The organism is Chitinimonas violaceus (assembly GCF_052601015.1).
Genome location: NZ_JBQXDJ010000020.1, coordinates 12876 through 30108 on the forward strand (window position 1 = coordinate 12876; position 17233 = coordinate 30108).

General features: G+C 55.6%; 20 protein-coding genes. 14 read left to right on the top strand and 6 right to left on the bottom strand.

Annotation, left to right across the window (positions count from 1 at the left end; all coding sequences use genetic code 11):
- Positions 1–70 precede the first annotated feature (70 nt).
- Complete coding sequence (locus ACUHMQ_RS09095) at positions 71–1006, bottom strand: electron transfer flavoprotein subunit alpha/FixB family protein (RefSeq protein ID WP_445295143.1); 936 nt, start codon at positions 1004–1006, stop codon at positions 71–73.
- A complete protein-coding gene (locus ACUHMQ_RS09100; RefSeq protein ID WP_445295144.1) occupies positions 1007–1756 on the bottom strand; it encodes an electron transfer flavoprotein subunit beta/FixA family protein in 750 nt (249 codons plus the stop codon).
- Between the two features lie 439 nt (positions 1757–2195).
- Here ACUHMQ_RS09100 and ACUHMQ_RS09105 point away from each other — a divergent pair, with 439 nt between their 5' ends.
- Positions 2196–2612, top strand: coding sequence for a MaoC family dehydratase (locus ACUHMQ_RS09105; protein WP_445295145.1), 417 nt, complete (start codon positions 2196–2198; stop codon positions 2610–2612).
- 70 nt (positions 2613–2682) lie between these two features.
- Here the strand turns inward: ACUHMQ_RS09105 and ACUHMQ_RS09110 are convergent, their stop codons facing one another.
- Complete coding sequence (locus ACUHMQ_RS09110) at positions 2683–4080, bottom strand: FAD-dependent oxidoreductase (RefSeq protein WP_445295146.1); 1398 nt, start codon at positions 4078–4080, stop codon at positions 2683–2685.
- A 1-nt stretch (position 4081) separates the two neighbouring features.
- Between ACUHMQ_RS09110 and ACUHMQ_RS09115 the strand changes: the two genes are divergently transcribed.
- The 11 genes from ACUHMQ_RS09115 (at position 4082) to gspK (ending at position 11523) form a co-directional block, all read left to right on the top strand.
- Entirely contained in the window at positions 4082–4906 is an 825-nt protein-coding gene (locus tag ACUHMQ_RS09115; protein WP_445295147.1) for an AraC family transcriptional regulator, read from the top strand.
- 205 nt (positions 4907–5111) lie between these two features.
- On the top strand, positions 5112–5966 hold the full coding sequence (gene purU / locus ACUHMQ_RS09120; protein WP_445295148.1) for a formyltetrahydrofolate deformylase: 855 nt from the start codon (positions 5112–5114) through the stop codon (positions 5964–5966).
- Between the two features lie 90 nt (positions 5967–6056).
- On the top strand, positions 6057–6437 hold the full coding sequence (locus ACUHMQ_RS09125) for a hypothetical protein (protein WP_445295149.1): 381 nt from the start codon (positions 6057–6059) through the stop codon (positions 6435–6437).
- A gap of 54 nt (positions 6438–6491) precedes the next feature.
- Entirely contained in the window at positions 6492–7064 is a 573-nt protein-coding gene (locus ACUHMQ_RS09130; RefSeq protein ID WP_445295150.1) for a hypothetical protein, read from the top strand.
- 1 nt (position 7065) lies between these two features.
- Positions 7066–8274, top strand: coding sequence for a type II secretion system inner membrane protein GspF (gene gspF / locus ACUHMQ_RS09135; protein WP_445295151.1), 1209 nt, complete (start codon positions 7066–7068; stop codon positions 8272–8274).
- Positions 8275–8338: 64 nt separating this feature from the next.
- Positions 8339–8659, top strand: coding sequence for a nucleotide pyrophosphohydrolase (locus ACUHMQ_RS09140; protein WP_445295152.1), 321 nt, complete (start codon positions 8339–8341; stop codon positions 8657–8659).
- 29 nt (positions 8660–8688) lie between these two features.
- On the top strand, positions 8689–9117 hold the full coding sequence (gspG, locus tag ACUHMQ_RS09145) for a type II secretion system major pseudopilin GspG (RefSeq protein ID WP_445295153.1): 429 nt from the start codon (positions 8689–8691) through the stop codon (positions 9115–9117).
- A gap of 16 nt (positions 9118–9133) precedes the next feature.
- A complete protein-coding gene (locus ACUHMQ_RS09150) occupies positions 9134–9658 on the top strand; it encodes a GspH/FimT family pseudopilin (RefSeq protein ID WP_445295154.1) in 525 nt (174 codons plus the stop codon).
- A complete protein-coding gene (gene gspI / locus ACUHMQ_RS09155) occupies positions 9658–10026 on the top strand; it encodes a type II secretion system minor pseudopilin GspI (protein ID WP_445295194.1) in 369 nt (122 codons plus the stop codon). The genes ACUHMQ_RS09150 and gspI overlap by 1 nt, the downstream gene beginning before the upstream one ends.
- Positions 10013–10606, top strand: a complete 594-nt coding sequence (gene gspJ / locus ACUHMQ_RS09160) for a type II secretion system minor pseudopilin GspJ (protein ID WP_445295155.1) — start codon at positions 10013–10015, stop codon at positions 10604–10606. The genes gspI and gspJ overlap by 14 nt, the downstream gene beginning before the upstream one ends.
- Entirely contained in the window at positions 10603–11523 is a 921-nt protein-coding gene (gene gspK / locus ACUHMQ_RS09165; protein ID WP_445295156.1) for a type II secretion system minor pseudopilin GspK, read from the top strand. Before gspJ ends, gspK begins: the two co-directional genes overlap by 4 nt.
- A gap of 226 nt (positions 11524–11749) precedes the next feature.
- Here the strand turns inward: gspK and ACUHMQ_RS09170 are convergent, their stop codons facing one another.
- The 3 genes from ACUHMQ_RS09170 to dapD form a co-directional block, all read right to left on the bottom strand.
- Positions 11750–13120: a phosphomannomutase/phosphoglucomutase gene (locus ACUHMQ_RS09170; protein ID WP_445295157.1), complete on the bottom strand. Its 1371-nt coding sequence runs from the start codon at positions 13118–13120 to the stop codon at positions 11750–11752.
- A 65-nt stretch (positions 13121–13185) separates the two neighbouring features.
- Positions 13186–14793, bottom strand: a complete 1608-nt coding sequence (locus tag ACUHMQ_RS09175; RefSeq protein ID WP_445295158.1) for a GGDEF domain-containing response regulator — start codon at positions 14791–14793, stop codon at positions 13186–13188.
- A 322-nt stretch (positions 14794–15115) separates the two neighbouring features.
- Positions 15116–15940 (bottom strand): 2,3,4,5-tetrahydropyridine-2,6-dicarboxylate N-succinyltransferase, encoded by an 825-nt coding sequence (gene dapD / locus ACUHMQ_RS09180; RefSeq protein ID WP_445295159.1) that lies wholly within the window; start codon positions 15938–15940, stop codon positions 15116–15118.
- 713 nt (positions 15941–16653) lie between these two features.
- Between dapD and ACUHMQ_RS09185 the strand changes: the two genes are divergently transcribed.
- Together ACUHMQ_RS09185 and ACUHMQ_RS09190 are read left to right on the top strand one after the other, a co-directional pair.
- Positions 16654–16953 carry a hypothetical protein gene (locus ACUHMQ_RS09185; RefSeq protein WP_445295160.1) on the top strand — a complete coding sequence of 100 codons (300 nt, stop codon included), beginning with the start codon at positions 16654–16656 and terminating at the stop codon, positions 16951–16953.
- Between the two features lie 62 nt (positions 16954–17015).
- Complete coding sequence (locus ACUHMQ_RS09190) at positions 17016–17207, top strand: YjfB family protein (RefSeq protein WP_445295161.1); 192 nt, start codon at positions 17016–17018, stop codon at positions 17205–17207.
- The last annotated feature ends 26 nt before the right edge of the window (positions 17208–17233 follow it).

Sequence of the window (17233 nt, forward strand, 5' to 3'; positions counted from 1 at the left end):
TCGAGCGCTTGCTTGATTATTTTGACTTATAAAACGGCCACCATGGTGACCGTCCTAGTGCATCGCGACGTTACTTGCTTAATTCAGCAATCAACTCCGGCACCGCGGTGAACAGATCGGCTACCAAGCCATAGTCTGCTACCTGGAAGATCGGGGCTTCCTCATCCTTATTGATGGCGACAATGACTTTGGAGTCCTTCATCCCTGCCAAGTGCTGGATGGCGCCTGAGATGCCGACCGCGATATACAGCTGCGGCGCGACGATCTTGCCGGTCTGGCCGACCTGGTAGTCGTTGGGTGCATAGCCAGCATCGACAGCCGCACGGCTCGCGCCGATAGCCGCGCCGAGTTTGTCGGCCAGTGGTTCCAACACTGCATGGAATTGCTCATTGGAGGCCAAGGCACGGCCACCGGAGACAATAACTTTGGCCGCGCCCAGTTCAGGACGGCTGGAGGTGGTCAACTCGGAAGATACATAGCGCGACTTGCCGGCATCGTTGCCTGCGCCAACATTTTCCACTGCTGCTGCGCCACCTTGGCCTGCGGTATCGAATGCCGGGGTCCGTACTGTGAGCACCTTGATCGCGTCGGCCGATTGAACGGTGGCGATCACGTTACCGGCATAGATGGGGCGCACGAAAGTGTCGGCGGATTCGATGCGGATCACATCCGAAACCTGCGCGACATCCAGCAGGGCTGCAACCCGTGGCATGACATTCTTGCCATGGGTGGTGGCTGGGGCAAGTATGTGGCTGTAGGACTTGGCGAGGTCGACGATGACGGGTGCGAGATTCTCGGCAAGACCGTGGCCCAGGTGTTCGCCATCGGCCAGCAGCACCTTGGTCACGCCTGCTACCTTGGCGGCAGCTTGGGCTGCAGCGTTGGCATTGTGGCCGGCGACCAGGACATGGATGTCGCTACCCAACTTTGCCGCTGCGGTGATGGTATTCAGCGTGGCGGACTTCAACGATGCGTTGTCGTGTTCAGCAATAACCAGAATGGACATTTAGATCACCTTCGCTTCGTTCTTCAGTTTTGCCACCAGCTCGGCCACCGAGCTTACCTTGATGCCTGCTGAACGTGAGGCGGGCTCGGCTACCTTCAGTACCTTCAGGCGTGGCGCGGGGTCGACACCCAGATCAGCCGGGCTCACCTTGTCGAGCGGCTTCTTCTTGGCGGCCATGATGTTTGGCAGCTTCACGTAGCGGGGTTCGTTCAGGCGTAAGTCGGTGGTGATGACTGCGGGCAAGGACAGCGAAACCGTTTCCAGGCCGCCATCGATTTCCCGTGTGACGTTCACCTTCTCGCCGGCGATTTCCACTTTGGAAGCGAAAGTACCTTGCGGTGCATTTAAGAGCGCAGCCAACATCTGGCCGGTCTGATTGGCATCGTCATCGATTGCCTGCTTGCCAAGGATAATCAGCTGGGCCTGCTCTTTGTCTGCCACGGCCTTCAGTAGCTTGGCGACAGCCAGGGGCTGCAATACGGTGTCTGTTTCGACATGGATAGCGCGGTCGGCACCCATGGCCAGAGCGGTACGTAGCGTTTCCTCACACTGTTTCACGCCCAGCGAAACCGCCACGATCTCGGTTGCCTTGCCGGCTTCCTTCAGGCGAACGGCTTCTTCCACTGCGATTTCGTCAAAGGGGTTCATCGACATCTTCACGTTGGCGATATCGACATCGCTGCCATCAGATTTGACTCGGACTTTGACGTTGTAATCAACAACGCGCTTTACTGCGACCAGGATTTTCAAAACGGCCTCCGCTGGGGGTCGGATAAGGAATTCGGACTGATGGGTGGGTTGCAGGTGCCGGTAAATGCACGGCTGTATCTGCGAAGGCCACGCCAATGATTACGTGTACGTAAAGGGTCTGAAGCATAGCACCGGCCAGGGTGGCACGTCATCGCGAGTGACCGTGGCAAGGGTTACAACTTGCGTATGATGCAACTTTGCATCGAACATTTGATTTAAACAAGCGTTTGATTTGTATGTGTGGGTTCAACGCGACAAACTGATTCCTCCATCAACATGGAGAAACGGAAGTTATTGACTCCTTGTTTATCAAAAGGTTTACGCTGTATTCGAATTCAGAAGGCTAAGAACCTGTTCAAAGTCTCGCGCTTGCCTTGCAATCAGCATGGTGCTGGCTGTGGTGGTAGCGCAGTATCCGCACAAAAGGAGTTGGCAACATATGACCGTTTTTTTCGAAGACATCACCATGGGCCAGACGGCCTCCTTTCGTAAGACGGTAACCGAGGCGGATATTGTCCTGTTTGCTGGCATCACGGGGGACCATAACCCGGTGCATACCGATGAGGAGTACGCGCGCAATACGCCATTTGGTCGACGTGTTGCCCATGGATTGTTGACTTCCAGTCTGGTCTCTACGGTATTGGGCAATCAGCTGCCTGGGCCCGGTACCATTTATATGTCGCAAAGCATGCGCTTCATGGCCCCTGTGTTTATCGGCGATACGGTGACAGCCAGTGTGGAAGTGATCGCCTTGGATAAGGCCAAGCGTAGGGTGACCCTGGCTACCCGTTGCAGCGTCGGCGGGAATATCGTATTGGAAGGGGAGGCGCTGGTGAAGGCGCCAGGCCGCTTATAAGAGCTTGTTCCAACGTCTGTTGCGCGTCAGCGATACGGCGTTGAAAACACCCTCGGAATGCGCGTTTACTCTATGTTTGAACCGCATGGTCGCTGACGGCGCCGAATAAAACCTCCGCACCACGCTGTGACGCCAAGATTGCACGGGTACTCTGTTCGCGTATGGCTGCTTCATATTCGCCAATCGCTGCGCCCAGCGTGCACTGCCCCTTAGCTACCTTGCCTAAGTATTCCGATAGTAGCGCCGCATCATAAAGCGCTGTGTTTGCGCCCAGGCCGCCGGCAGGGCTCATCGCATGGATGGCATCGCCAAGCAGCGTGATGCCATTCTGAACCCACGCATCGAGGGGCAGTGCAGTCCAAACAGGCATCAGCGCCATCGAGGCCCGATCCGCCATTTTAAAAAGTGCTTGTACTCCGTCATGCCACCCTTCGGATATACGCTCGACAAGTGCCGCGACGTTGTCCTGGCTCAAACTCGGGATAGCTGACTCGTCAACACCCAGATGTACACGCGGCCCGATCATCGCCCAGTACAGATAGTCATCAACATGGCTGATGCCAAACCGGGCATGCCTATTCAGCACCAATGGCTCAGGCGATGCTCGAAAACGCATTGCATCGACCACGGCAGCGAGATGACCGCCGAAAAATATAGCGGTGGTGTTGTGCAGCAGACCGGAAATGCGGGAGAGCGCAGCGGGCGACGCAAAGGTTTTTCCATAGATACACACCGAGCCGGTATCGACGGGGTTGGCGCCAGGAAGACGATGTTGCCGTACTTTGGAGTGCACGCCATCTGCTGCCACCAAAACGTCTGACACAATGGATGAGCCATCGGCAAAAGAGATCACAACCCGGCCATCCTCACGTTCGCGGTAAGCAATATAAGCCTTGCCGAAGTGAACATGCTCTTCAATGCCGCAAAGTAAGGTCTGGCGTAGCGTAAGCCGATTTACATTCACGTCATCCGCCACATCATCGGTCGCAGTCATGTCGGCAACCCGTCGCCACGACGATACCCACTTACCTGCCACCGCACGGAGCTGCGTATCCAGCACATGTACCCCTTGTACTGGCATGGCGCTTGTTTCATTGAATAGCGTAAACAAGTCTTCAGGCAGACAAGCCTTTAGTGATTGTTGGCCCATATGGTCCACCTTGATTCGATAGCCCTGGGTTCGGCTATCCGGCGCAGCGTCTCGTTCAAATACATCAAACGCGATGCCGTGCTTTTTCAGCCCCTGCGCCAGGCAAAGTCCCCCCAGGCCGGCGCCAACGATAACAACATAAAGTGGTCTTGAGTTCATCGTCTTCCCCTTCGTACACATCAGTCGCATGGCCCGATACCGTGTTGGTGGGCCATCCACCTCGGGCATACCGAATGGCACGCCCAGGTAGGCAGTATTGAACTGAAGCAGGTAGACTTGATAACGATGTATTGACAGAAAATAATGAATTCCGGCCACGATGCAAACACTATCAGGTACGCCATCCCCATTGGATGATTCAAGCGAGCGTGCCGATGGCCCTATCCTGATTGCTATTTGGGGAGAAGACCGCAACGACAGCGAATTCCAGCTCGGTACCCGCGAGGTCGATTGGCATAGCCACCTTAGGGGTCAGTTGTTCTGCATCGAAAGTGGTCTGGTGCATGTGCGTACAGCTCAAGGCTCGTGGCTGTTGCCACCGCACCGTGCTGGTTGGATACCGCCAGGGGAAAGTCATCGTGTCACCATCAGCGGTGCAATGAGTGGTTGGACGCTTCTGGTCACGCCAATAGCGGCCAGCATGCTGCCGGCTCAACCGTGTGTAGTCGGTATCAACGAAGTCATGCGCGCTTTGGTTCGCCGCGCGGCCTCCTGGCCTTCGCAAACACCGCTTAATAAAGCCCAGGAACAGATCATCGAAGTGCTCTTCGCCGAAATCCAATGCGCACCGCAAGAGCCGCTACACCTACCCATGCCGACTGATCGTCGTGCACTTCGAATTGCCACTGCGATCCTGCAATCACCCAGCGATAATCGCTCGCTGGCGGCGTGGGCAACTTGGGCAGGAATGTCGGTCCGTACCCTCAGCCGCCTGTTCCTGGCCGAAACCGGCATCAGCTTTGCCCAGTGGCGGCAGCAAGCCCGCCTTACGCTCGCATTGGAAAGGTTGGCGCGTAACGAAGCTGTCGCCGATGTGGCAGAAGCATTGGGTTACGCGACCCCCAGCAATTTCATCGCCATGTTTCGCCGATCATTCGGTGATTCGCCAGCCCGCTATTTCGCCCGCCGTGAATTGAGACGCTAACCAAGGGGAAGGGCATTTTCAGTAGTAACATGTCTACGATCTGTTGCGAGCAGCTGTCAGCAGGGCGCAGAGCAGAAACCGGAATGTATTTAGGTACATGAGGCTTTTGAGCAGTACATAAGTCCTGATCACCACTGCGCAGTAAGATCGTAAACAGGTTTTTAGGGAACGCGCCCCAGCTGAAACGCGTATTTAGAAAGACAGAATGAAAAATACGGCTACCTTGTTGATTTCCTGCCCCGACCGTAAAGGCCTCGTGGCGGCAATTGCGAATTTTCTTTACACCTATAACGCCAATATCCTGCATGCTGACCAGCATCAGGACGATGATGCAGGCTTGTTTTTGATGCGTATCGAGTGGGACCTCGACGGCTTCGCGCTGGATATGAGCGCATTTGACGCAGCTTTTACGCCGATTGCCGAGCGCTTCGGCATGGAATGGAAGCTCAAGTTGTCCAGGCAAAAACCGCGCATGGCGATTTTCGTGTCGAAGTACGACCATTGCCTGGTGGATTTGCTGCATCGCTGGCATAGCGGTGAGTTGGCCTGTGAAATTCCGCTGGTGATCTCCAACCATGAAGGTTGCCGCCGGATCGCTGAGTTCTACGGCATTGCCTATCATGTGATTCCTGTGGGTAAGGACAACAAGCCCGAGGCAGAAGCAGCCCAGCAGGCATTGTTACAGGAGCATCAGATCGACCTGATCGTACTGGCGCGCTATATGCAGGTGTTGTCACAGGAATTCAGCAGCGCTTACAAGCACAGGGTGATCAATATCCATCACAGCTTCCTGCCGGCCTTCGAGGGAGCAAAGCCGTATCACCGCGCCCATGCCCGTGGGGTAAAGCTGATTGGCGCGACCAGCCACTATGTGACGGAGGTGCTCGACGATGGTCCGATCATCGAACAGGATGTAGCGCGTATTTCGCATCGCGAGACGGTGGATGATCTCATCCAGAAGGGGCGGGATCTGGAGCGTGTTGTATTGAGCCGCGCGGTACGCTGGCATCTGGACCACCGTGTCCTGGTCTATGGGCACAAGACGGTTGTGTTTGATTGAAACAGTGGTAAATCTGCTTGTCTAACGGTGCTTGTTGAGGGTTTTGCGAGCAGAATGACAATGCCAACCTGTGTGGAAGGATAAATTGTCATGAAGTGGATATCCGCACTAAGCTCTTTGTTGATCGCGAGTCTGGCGGGGTGCGCCAGTGTGCGTAATACCAGTTTGTTGGATGGTAGCCGCAGCTTCGGTCGTACGGAATTGCATACTTATCCGGTACGTGTACTAGCGATTGATGGGGTGTATACGATAGATAACCAGTTGGTGCGCATAGAGCCAGGTGAGCATGTGCTAAGGGTCAGCGCACCGCCTGCCGGCATCTTCACCCAGCCTGCCGAGCGCGATGTGCCGTTTACCATACAAGCCTGCAAGCGCTACTATCTGGTTGCCAAGCGTGACAACCCTTACAAGCAGGACTTTGAACTTGTAGTGCAGCAAGTCGAGACACGGACCGACTGCCACACAAGTTGACCTCTCTGAACTCATACAAGACCGCCAGCTGGCGGCTTCGCTTTTTATTCGCCCATGCCACCGATTTTTCAGGATGCCCTCGATATTGCCCGCTTTCGTGTCAAAGCGCTGGAACACTATGTGTATGACTGGTGGCAGCCGGTACTTTGGTTGACGGTGTTGGCGGCATTGCCTGCCTTCACTGCAATTGGCCGGACGGACAACCTGGCAGCCCTGGTAGTGCTCGCAATCGCCATAAATTGGGTGCAGGTGTTGTTGTTCACTTTCTTCTTTGGCTGGTGGGTGAAACGCCATAAGGATTGGCGTGGCCAGGGTAGTCTTTTTCCCTTGGTCGTGCTGTCCACCACCACACAACTGACAGGATTGTTGCTGCCATTGATACCGGGTTTGTTGCTTACCGTTGCTATGCTCGCGATGTTGTTCTACCAGTTCTCGGTGCTGATCCATGCCTTGGCCATCAGCACGGGGTTGCCTAAGCGCCATATGGTCAATGGGCTGTTGTTGTACTTTGTCATGTGTATTCTGATCGCCATTTTGTTGGCGATCGTAGCCCTGCAGGCCGGATGGATTCGTATGCCGCCTGCCAATGGGAAGACTCCCGCAACCGTCTCGACAGGGCAGTTCTGATATGGCGGGTTTTCGTTACCAGGTGTTGGATGGCGCGGGCAAGCAGCTCGATGGCGTAGTCGAAGCGGACAATGCGCGGTTGGCGCGCGCCAAGCTGCGTGATCAGGGCTTGTGGGTGCTCGACATGGAGGAGCTCTCCAGTGGCGAGGCTCCAGGCAAGCGCAGCCGTAGCAGAGGCGTATCGACCTCAGAGTTGGCGCTGGTAACCCGCCAGTTCGCTACTTTGCTCGATGCTGGCTTGACTATCGAGCGTGCGTTGACCGTATTGATTGAACAAGCCGAAAACCTACGCTTGCGCGATGTGTTGGCTGGCGTGCGCAGCGAAGTGCTGGCGGGTTCGCCCATGTCGGTTGCCTTGAGTCGGCACCCACGCGTGTTTCCCGAGCTGTACCGCACCATCGTCCGCGCGGGCGAGGAATCGGGCAAGGCGGCCGGTGTCATGGCGCGGCTGGCTGACTACATCGAAGCGCGTCAGGCGCTGTCTTCCAAGGTTGCGTTGGCGTTCATCTACCCTGCGGTGGTCTTGTCGGTGTCGATGCTGGTCATCATCGGCATGTTGTGGTGGGTGGTGCCGCAGATGGTTGGCGTGTTTCAGTCATCCAAGCAGGAACTGCCGCTGCTCACTCGGGCGCTTTTGGCCATTTCGGCGAGCATTCGCGAATACGGGGTGGTGGGTTTTATCGTACTGGGCTTTGCGGGTTTTATATTCAGCCGATTGCTCAAGCAGGATAATTTCCGCAATAAGCTCGATGCCCGGCTATTGCAGCTGCCGCTGTTTGGCCGGTTGAACAAAGCCGGTAATACGGCACGGTTGGCGAGCACATTGTCGATTCTCGTGGGTAGCGGTGTGCCGCTTTTGAAGGCGATGGAGGCGGCTGCGGGTGTGGTGGAAAACCGCGTATTGCGGGCGGCAGTGACCGCGGCGGCACGCGATGTGCGTGAAGGTGCCCCTTTGTCCAAGGCATTGGAGCGGCAAAAACTCTTTCCGCCCGTATTGGTCCATCTGATTGCCAGTGGTGAGGCCAGCGGTCGGCTGGAAGCCATGCTTGATAAAGCAGCGCGCCAGCAGGCCGGTGAGTTGGAACAACGTGTGGCAACCTTCACCAGCCTGCTTGGGCCGGTCATGGTGCTGCTGATGGGGGTGGCGGTATTGCTGATTGTGCTGGCGATTCTGCTGCCTGTCTTTGAGATGAACCAATTGGTGAAATGAGCGGGACGGCACGGGTTGGTAAGCCGGGTGTGTCGCGACGTGTGCGTGCCAATGAGTGTGAGTAATGCAAGATCAAACCTGTACCGTTGGAGAGTTGAAGGCTGCAATTGCCGACTTTGCTGCAGAGCGCGACTGGCAGCCTTTCCATAGCGGGAAGAATCTCGCGATGAGTATTGCCATTGAAGCAGCTGAGCTGATGGAGCACTTCCAATGGTCGCCGCCTGCAGCTGAAGTGCTTGATAAGAGCGCGATTGCTGAAGAATTGGCCGATGTGATGATGTACGCATTGGCTTTTGCCAATAGCCTGGATATTGATGTGGCCGCTGCCGTCAAGGCCAAGCTTGCCAAGAACGAAAATCGCTTTCCGGTGTCTGCCGGCAAGTAAGTGAAAAATTAGTTAGAAAGGTGCGAAATATGACTTTGAAGCGGACCGCGCAACGCGGTTTTACATTGATTGAAATCCTGGTGGTGATCGCGATTCTGGCGATTCTTGGCGCTTTGGTGGTGCCGAAGATCATGAGCCGCCCCGATGAGGCCCGCGTCGTGGCGGCCAAACAGGATGTGCAGTCGTTGGTGCAGGCGTTGAAGCTCTATAAGCTCGACAATGGCGTCTACCCGAGCACAGAGCAAGGTTTGAAGGCCCTGATGGAGAAACCTACCACCGGGCAGATTCCAAGTAACTGGAAGTCCTATCTCGACAAGCTGCCGAACGATCCTTGGGGCAATCCATACATCTATCTGAACCCGGGTTTGAAGAGTGAAATCGACGTGATGAGCTATGGGGCCGATGGTCAGGCCGGCGGTGAAGGCCACGCCGCGGATATTGGTTCCTGGCTTTTATGACTCCTCATCTTATTGAATGCGCCCTACTTTTCCTCGTGCTCACAACGCTGGCTTTACTCTGATCGAGATACTGGTCGTACTCGTCATCATCGGTATTGTGGTGGCGTTGGCGGCTGTGCGTTTTGGTATGTCCGACCAGGATACGGTGCAGCGCGAGTCTGAACGGCTTGCGCTGCTCTTGGAATCAGCACGCGATGAAGCGATCAGTCTCGGGCAACCAATCGGATTCGGCCTGCAGAGCGGCGGCTACCTTTTTTACCAGCAGGGGCCCGAATCCAAGTGGGCGGTGCTGGATAAGAACGAAGTGCTGCGCCCTCGTGAATTGCCTACACCTGTGATTCTGGAAAACATACGCGTCAATCTGGTGGCCTTGCCTGGAGATGGTTACTTGGTATTCTCCCCATCTGGGGTGAATGCGCCGTTCAGCTTGGTGCTGCGGGCTGGTGCCTACCGGCGTGTGCTGAGCGCCGACCCGATGGGGCGCATGTCGGTAGCCGATCCGGATGTGCCGGTTGCTCAACCAAAGCAGGCCACGCCTTGATGCGTCATCGTGGATTCACTTTGATTGAAGTGCTGATCGCATTGGCTGTGCTGGGTATTGCCCTTGCTGCGGCGGTGCGCGCTACTATCGCAGTCAGCGATGGCTCCCAGACCTTGCATCGGCATCTGGCCGGCGGCTGGGTGGCTCAGAATCGTCTGAACAACTATATCGCGCGTCGCCAGTTTCCCGAACCGGGGGTGAGCGAAGGCAACGAGCAACAGGCCGGAATGGACTTCGCTTGGCGCGAGACGGTGTCTGCTACCCCTAACAAGTCGTTCCGCCGTGTCGAGGTACGCGTGTACGAGCCTAATCGTCCGGACCATGCGGATATTGTACTGGTTGGATATATCGCCAATGTACCGCGTTGATACACCCCGCCGTGTACGCGGCTTTACCTTGATTGAAATCCTGGTGGCGCTGGCTGTTTTCAGTGTACTGGCGGTGATCGCCTACCAGGGGGTTGCACGTATGGCCTCCACCAAGCTGGTGCTGGATGCGGATAACCGGAAGTGGCGTGAATTGACGGTAGCCTTGGCCCGCTTCGACGAGGACTTTTCCCAGGCTGCTAACCGGCAATGGCGCGATGAGGGCGGTATCAGCCTGCCTGCGGTACGGGGTAGTGCCGGTGCAATCGATTCCAATGGAGCGCAGCTGGAGCTGGTGCGCTTTGACGGAGGGCAGTTGATACATCTCGGTTACCGTTTGCGCGAAAACACTTTGGAACTGCTGCTCTGGCCCTCGTTGGATCTGGCGCCGCGCAGTGCCCCTACCGCCTTGCCATTGCTGGAGAAGGTCAGCCGTTTCCAGGTACGTTTTCTTGATGAAAATTCGCAATGGCAGCTCAGCTGGCCGCAGGGTTCAAAAAACGAAGTACTGCCACGAGGGGTGGAGCTAGTGCTGACCCTGCAAAGTGGTGAAACCATTACCCGTCTGTTTGTCCTGCCATGAGTCTGCCTTCCCGCCAGCGTGGTATTGCCATCATCACCGCCGTTGCCGTTGCCGCCCTCGTGGCTGCGTTGGCTGGCGCTATGGCATTTCGTCACAGTCTTTGGTTGCATCAGGTACAGAACCAGAACGACCTGATACAGGCACGCGGTGTAGCCCGTGCTGCTGTTGACTTATGCAGGCTGAGTTTGCAGGATGATGCGAGGCGCAATCAGTTTGATTCGGCAAATGATGTCTGGGCGATACCGATTCCCAACCTGCCGGTGGAGCAGGGTAATGCCGGCGGCGCGATCAAGGACGTGCAAGGCCTATTCAATGTGAACAATCTGGTTAGGGAGGGGCAGCTTGATGAGCCGAGTCTGCAAGCCTTTAAAACCTTACTGGAGGGGCAGGGCTTATCACCCGACCTCGCCAATGCAGTATTGGATTGGATAGATGCAGATTCCGAGACCCGGTACCCAGGCGGGGCGGAAGATTTGGAATATCTCGCTGAAACGCCACCACGCCGTGCTGCGAACCGACTGCTTTTTGATCTGGACGAGTTGAGTCAAGTGCGTGGTTTCAATAGTGAGATAGTGAAGAAACTACGCCCGTATATGATTGCGCTACCGAAGTTCGGGACCAAGGTCAACGTCAATTTCGCTCCGCCGGAGGTACTGGCGGCAGTTATGGGCGTGAATATGGGTATTGCGCGTAAATTGGTGCAGCAGCGCACCACCAAGCCATTTGAAAAACCAGAAGATGTGAAGGCTGCGCTGCCGGAAAACGTACGGGAGGCGGCAGACAAAGTCGAGGTTAAGACGAACTATTTCCTTAGCGATGTCGATGCCCGCTTTGGCCGGGTAACCATTGCGTACCGTGCTCTGTTGAGTCGAGATGCTGATGAGGTGCCGAGAGTAGTTTGGCTCAGGCGGCGTTAGAACCTGTTCAAAGCTGCTGCGCGTCGGCAATACGGCGTTGAAAACACCCTCGGAATGCTCATTTACCACTCGTAAACTGCGCTTCCTTGGCTGTTTTCGCCTTGTATCGCCGTAGTTCGCGAGACTTTGAATAAGTTTTCAAGGACCTGTTCGTGATCTTACAGCGCAGCCGTGATCAGGGCTTATGTGCTGCTCGAAAGCCCCTGCAAGGGGGAAGAAGCGCAGCTCAAAAAGGCAGGGGGCCGTCGATCTCGTTGACCAGCAGCGAGCGGAAGGTGGTCTGTATGCGCTCCAGCGCTGCGTTGTCGTCACCTTCGAATCTGAGCACCAGGCTGGGTGTGGTGTTGGAAGCTCGCAGCAAGCCGAACCCATCTGTATATTCGACCCGCAGGCCATCCAGCGTCAGCACTTCGGCATCCTCGAAGTGGCTGCTTTCCTTCAGGCGTTCGATCAGGGCGTGTCCGCCACCATCGGGCATGTCGATCTGGATCTCTGGTGTGCATGCGCCTTGAGGCAGACGCTTGAGCAGATCGCTCGGGTCGTCGACCTGGGAGAGGATTTCCAGCAGGCGCGCACCGGCATAGATACCATCATCAAACCCATACCACCGTTCTGAAAAGAACAGGTGGCCGCTGAGTTCACCACCGACCAGGGCACCGGTTTCTTTCATCTTGGCCCGCATATAGCTGTGGCCAGTACGGGTTAGGATGGCTTTACCCTTGTTTTCCTTGACCCAGGGCGCAACAAGCCGGCTGGATTTCACATCGTAAAGAATCTTGCCGCCAGGCTGCCGGCTGAGTGCATCGGCAGCAAACAGCATCAGCAGGCGGTCAGGATACACAACCTCCCCATCTTTGGAGACCACGCCAAGTCTGTCGCCATCACCATCGAAAGCCAATCCCAATTCGGCGTCGGTCTTTTCGAGCGCAATGCGCAGGTCATTCAGATTGCTTAGTTTGACCGGGTCGGGGTGGTGGTTGGGGAAGCGGCCATCCACCTCACAGAAGAGCTCCCGTACTCTGCAACCAAGGCGGCGGTACAACACCGGGGCGATGGGGCCGGCAGCGCCATTGCCAGCATCGACCACCACATTGAAACGACGTTGTAGCTTCAAATCATCGGTAATGCGCTGGTAGTAGGACTCGCGGATATCCACACTGCTGAGCTTACCTTCGCCGCTTGTGAACTCACCCGCGTTGATGCGGCTTAGCAGCGCCTGGATGGCGGGCCCTGCCAGAGTTTCGCCACCCAGCATGATTTTAACGCCATTGTATTCGGGTGGGTTGTGGCTACCAGTGAGTACGACGCCGGAGGAGGTCTCCAGTTGATGTGTCGCAAACCAGACAAGTGGAGTAGGGACCTGACCGAGGTCGACTACATTGAGCCCGCACGATAGCAGACCTTCGCAGAGCGCCCCCGCCAACATGGGGCTGGACAGGCGGCCATCGCGCCCCAGCACCACACGCGTTTGTTTACGCGCCAACGCTTCACTACCAATGGCACGGCCTATCAGGTGCATGCCGGCTTCATCGAGCTCTTTGCCGACAATGCCACGGATATCATAAGCCTTGAAAATGGCTGGGTTCAGCATAGTCATGGAGTAGGGCGGCTCTCAAAGCAAGTAGGCGCCAAGGCGGCGAGCGTTTCATCATACCGCGGTGGCTAGGGTTGGGGCATGACTACTTGGTTGCGGCCGCCACGCTTGGCCTCGTAGAGTGCTTCGTCAGCGGATTTCACCAGTGCTTCACTACTGGTGATGGCGGGGTAGCAGGCAATGCCGCAGGAGAATGTTGTGTGAAACCAGGTGTCGTTATATGGATGCTTGATCTGGCTGAAGTCACGCCGGATACGGTCTAGTACCTGAAAGGCCTGTGCACCATTGGCATTGGGTAGACCCACCATGAATTCCTCACCGCCATAGCGCCCGACGATATCGGACTTCCTTAACCGTTGTTTTAGCAGCCAAGCCAAACTGCGGATGATCTGGTCACCGACAGGGTGGCCATAGGTATCGTTGACCTTCTTGAAATGATCGATATCAATCATCGCCACCGACAGTGATTCCTGATCTGAAGTGATATTGCCGATGGCTACATCAAGGCGTTGCTTGGAGCTGGTGTGGTTTAGTAGCCCAGTCAGACTGTCATGGAACATGGAGCGCCGTAGCGACCGGTAACGCTCAATCTTAGTCCGGACAATGGCAGTGAGAATGACGGGGTTGAAAGGCTTGGTGAGAAAATGGTCTCCCCCAAGCCGCAGTGCGTCAATTTGCAGCGCCACATCCGTTTCGGCTGACAGGTAGACAATCGGAATGGAAAGAAATTCTGTGTGCTGGCGTATCACCCGCGCAGCTTCAACACCTGTGCAGCCGGGCATATACATGTCCATCAGAATCAGGTCGGGCTGGTAGCGTTTGAGCAGCGTCAGCGCATCGATCGGATCTGCAATTGCCGAACATTCGATACCGCTTTCACCCAGGGCGCGCACGATCAAGCGGGTTGCCGTCGGTGAGTCTTCGATGACCAGCACCCGGTAGGGGGCTTCCTCTTCGCTGTCGTTCAGCTCGAGGATTTTCGCCATGACTGTGGGTAACGGCGTGGCTTGGGGAAGGCAATAGTCGCAACCTGCCGAAAGTGCGGTTTGCAGGCTGATGAAGTCGGGCGGAATACCCAGTCCGATCAGTTTGCCTGCTGCAAAACGTTGGCGTAGCGCCCGAATGCGTTCCGGCCACACCGTTTCTTCCAGGCCGGCAATTTCAAACAGCACCACAATGGCTTCTTCGTCGCCCTCGCCTGATATCTCCCATTTCCCTTGTTCAACGACAATCCCGAAATAACGCAGCTGCTGCATCAGGTCTTGCCATTTGGGGGAGAGGTCGCCAAAGAACCATATCCGACGGCTTGGTGAGATTGCTTTGGTGACTTGCGGCTCTGCGCCGGAACGACGTTCTGCTTTGGGTTGTACGTTGCGCTCGATGTAACTGTCCATCCGAACGAGTAGCGTGTTGAGGCGACCATCAAGGTCGGCCATCAATTCGGGGGAGATTGGGTGGCTATCCTCATCGCCGAACAGATTGAGTGTTTGCTGCTCAAGATCCCGGGCGATTTGATGCAGACCCGACAAGGCCTTCGCATCGAGGAAACCTGCGAAACTGGATAGAGAAATGGCGAATTCGACGAACTGCTCAAAACGCATCGAGCCTTGGTAAGCGTGCCAGTTGGCACGCAAGACCTCGGACTTCTTGTGCAGTTCGACGGGTGGGCAGGACATTCAACATACCCTATTGCAATGGCATAAAGCCTGGAACCTGTTCACGGACTTACCGGTTATGGCCCTTTTTCGAGCTCCTATACTTTTACATTCCCTTGTGTACCGCGCTGGCAGTACACCCTACTGAGCATCTGTTCACTGTTCTATTGTGCGCTACTTGTCGGGTTGCAGGCGCTGCCCGAAAACCCGTATAAGCTGATGCTGCACTGCCCTGGCACTTATATGCCCGCAGCAGTTCTTAGCCCCTTTTATCAACTACATTCGGGTTTCCACGCTTCATCTTGTTGACGGCTGTTTGCGACAGACCGTGAACAGGTTCCCGTCAAATACCGCGCAGCAATTCGTTGATACCTACTTTGCCGCGTGTCTTGGCATCGACCTTCTTGACGATCACTGCGCAGTACAGGCTGTATTTGCCATCAGCACTGGGCAGGTTGCCACTGACCACCACCGAGCCGGCAGGTACACGGCCGTAACTGACCTCGCCAGTTTCCCGGTCATAAATTTTGGTGCTTTGTCCAATATAGACGCCCATCGAAATCACTGAACCTTCTTCCACGATCACGCCTTCGACAATTTCCGAGCGTGCGCCGATAAAACAGTTGTCTTCGATGATGGTTGGGGAGGCTTGTAAGGGTTCCAGCACGCCACCGATGCCCACGCCGCCCGACAAATGGACGTTCTTGCCGATTTGTGCACAGGAGCCGACGGTAGCCCAGGTGTCCACCATCGTGCCCTCATCCACGTAAGCACCGATATTGACGTAGGACGGCATCAGCACGGCGTTCTTGCCGATATAACTGCCACGACGCGCCATGGCCGGCGGTACGACACGGAAGCCGGCTTTGCGGAAGTCGTCATCACCCCAACCGGCGAACTTGCTGTCCACCTTATCGAAGAAGTTGGTTTCGCCGCCTTCCATCACACGGTTGTCATTGGCGCGGAACGACAGCAAAACAGCTTTCTTGAGCCATTCGTTGACAACCCACTTGCCGTCCTGCTTTTCAGCTACCCGTAAGTTGCCTCGGTCCAGCTCGAGAATGACCTGGTCGATGGCGGTACGTAGTTCTGGCGCAATGCTGGTTGGGGAAATCTCGGCACGGTTTTCAAAAGCGGTTTCGATGAGGTTTTGCAAGGAATGGGTCATGGCTTGGAACTCGTCGTGGTGATGGCTTGTAATCTGGGTATGATCTACAAGGATGCTTGATGGGGGCAATCAACAATAGATCGCACGCTGTTTCTTTTAGTTCGTTACGTAGGCGGAGGCCGCAATGCCGAGGCGACGAATGGTGTTATCGTCGCTGCCCGACATTTGCCCAATACATGGACTGGGTAAATAGCACCAGATCGAAAAGCTTAGACTTGCGTCTGTCGGCCAAGCATTAATCTGTTTGAACGGGTAATGACGAAAGCTGGTCAGTAGTAAACCGATGAGTTTGGATACATCGGAAAACGAACGAGCGCTCGGATTATACGAACCTGTTTACGATCTGTCCCGAGCGGCTGTCAGCGGGGCGAAGAGCAGCACATAAGCTCTGATCACGGCTGCGTAGTAAGAATCGTAAACAGGTTCAAAGGCGCTTTGCATTAGGGCAAAACAGAGCCTGTGGTATATATAAAAACACTTCCCGGGCATCAGAGATAGATGCATTCGCGTTGCACTGACTTCTACCAAGTGTAGTGATAGCGTCAGCACCTTATTAAGATGTACGCCCATTTTCTATTCGTAGCCTGTATTGATCAGGCAATGAGATAAGAAGGTCGATGTTGATACCGTCCCAAAAAATTTCCCGAATTCTGAGTCCGCTATTGTTGGGCTGTATTCTGTTTATACCGGCCTTGGCCGAGGATGCCGTGCCAGTGAGTAGTGCGCCCCCTGTCGCCCCAGCTTCAATGGATAACCCGTTGCCTGGCGATGTACCCGGTGCTGCAGAACCTGTAGGTAGCCCCAAGCGGGCCGTAAGCGCCAAGGGCAAGTCGCGCGGTGAAGTGGGCGGCAAAAAGTCGCGTAAGCGTGATGTCGGCAAGCGCCAGAATGGCAAGCGCTCGGTAGGCAAGGCTGCACAGCGTAAGACGGGGTACAGCAAAGCGGCAGCAGCAAAGCACAAGTCCGGTGGCAAGGCAAAGTCGAACAAGCCGCTAAAGAAACGCAAGAAATAGCCGATAAGCTTCAGGCTCGTTCCTTGTTTGATAGGGGCGGCATATGGAGTGAAAGGAATCACATGGACGTTTCCAGCATTGCAAGTGCAGCTTCAAACTCAGCGGCGGCCCAAACGCAGGCTGCTGTATCTGTACTCATGCTGCGTAAGGCCTTGGATATCCAGTCGCAGAACGCCACGACCTTGCTACAGGCGTTGCCGCAACCGGCCAGTAATCCCTCACATTTGGGGAGTGTGGTCGATGTATATGCGTAGGCGCGCTTGATTCAGCATGACAACTG